This window comes from Thermus scotoductus DSM 8553 (assembly GCF_000381045.1).
In the GTDB taxonomy this organism is placed as follows: domain Bacteria; phylum Deinococcota; class Deinococci; order Deinococcales; family Thermaceae; genus Thermus; species Thermus scotoductus.
In genome coordinates, this window is the sequence record NZ_KB905807.1 from 1 (window position 1) to 1,369 (window position 1,369).

At 64.7% G+C, this 1,369-nt stretch carries 1 protein-coding gene; it reads right to left on the reverse strand.

Features of this window, described 5'->3' with window-relative positions; genetic code table 11:
- Positions 1 to 95: 95 nt before the first annotated feature.
- Positions 96 to 1,187, reverse strand: coding sequence for an IS4 family transposase (locus F604_RS0111655; protein ID WP_014514485.1), 1,092 nt, complete (start codon positions 1,185 to 1,187; stop codon positions 96 to 98).
- Between the last annotated feature and the right edge of the window lie 182 nt (positions 1,188 to 1,369).

The following is a 1,369-nucleotide window of genomic DNA, read 5'->3' on the forward strand; positions in this document are numbered from 1 at the left end:
TAGCCTGGTGGCAAACACCTTCCTGCTTAGGTCCCAGGAAACCCCCAATCCCCTCACCTCCAACCCGGTAACCCATCCGGTCTTTAGTGTGAACCCTATGTACACGTCAAAACCTCCATAGGGCATAACCCCAAGGGACTTCCGCGCCTTCCTCCCCCTGCACCCCAGAGGGCAAGCGCCCAAAGGGTGAGCAGGTCCAGCCCCGCCCGGAAGAGGCTCTGTCCCAGCCTCCCGTGCTTCTTGGGCCTCACCGGACGCACCCGGTGCAGCACAAGCCCCGTCCGAAACGCCCACACGAAGGCCAGGCTCAAGGGGACCAAAAGCCGCGAAAGCCTCTCCCCCCGCGTCACGTGCGTGGCCTCCAGGTCAAATCCCCGCCCCTTCAGGGCCCCAAAGAGCCGCTCTATCCCCCACCTGAGCCCGTACACCTCCAGCACCCGGTGAGGGTCCAGGTCCGTAGCCACAATCAGCCACTCCCGGACCCCAAGGCGCAACCCCACCACCCACATGCGCCGCCCGTAGACCCAGTACCGCCGCCTGGGCACCCGGCTCTCTCCCACCTTCAGGGAGGCAAAGAGCTCCCAGGCCCGAGGGCCCGAGCCCAACCGCCACATCCGGGTGTTGGCCTTGATTCGGATGCACCGGGGGATGCCCTTCTCCTCCAGGTACCGGAACCACGCCTCCCCTATGAACTCCCGATCCGCCAGGAACCCCTCCACCCGGAGGTGGGGGAAGTGGGCCCTCAGGAAAGCCAAGGCCCTCTCCATCAGGGCGATGCGTTCGGGGGTGGAGGAGTTGCCGTCGTGGGGAAGGAAGCTCCAGAACAGGGGGACGGCCAGGCCTTGGTACAGGAAGGCCAGCATCAGGAGGTTGACCTTGCTCTTCCCCAGCTCCCACTCGGTCCGGTCCATGACCAGGAGGAGCCCTTGGGGTCGGAGGAGGGCGAAGATGAAGCGGGCATAGCCCTCCCCGTCCAGCCCCGGCCAGGCCAAGAACCGCTGGAACCTTCGGTAGGCGGAGCGGGGGTCAGGGCTGGCTATGGAGCCGAGGGAAAGAGCGAGTCTGGGGCCGCTTGTGGTGCGGGCGGTGACCAGAGCCATCACCAGGGCGGCCAGGAAGGTGAGGCGCCTGAGGTCGGCCTTCCAGTATCGCTTCAAGGCGTTGATGAGTGGGGTAAGCTGTTCCATGGGGACCACCTCCTATGGGTACCTGCCCATCCACGTGGGCGCAGGTCCATCCTAAAGGGGTGGTCCCACGTTTTGACGTGTACTGAGGTGTGAACCTTCTCCTTCGCAAGGAAGTGAGTCCGAAGGAAGCCGTGGTGGGCGATCTTCTCACCTACTACCTCACCCTGGAAAATCCCTCGTCC

Bases quoted from the DNA above. Each gene is read 5' to 3' on its own strand.
- F604_RS0111655 (WP_014514485.1), bottom strand. From the start codon at position 1,187: ATGGAACAGCTTACCCCACTCATCAACGCCTTGAAGCGATACTGGAAG.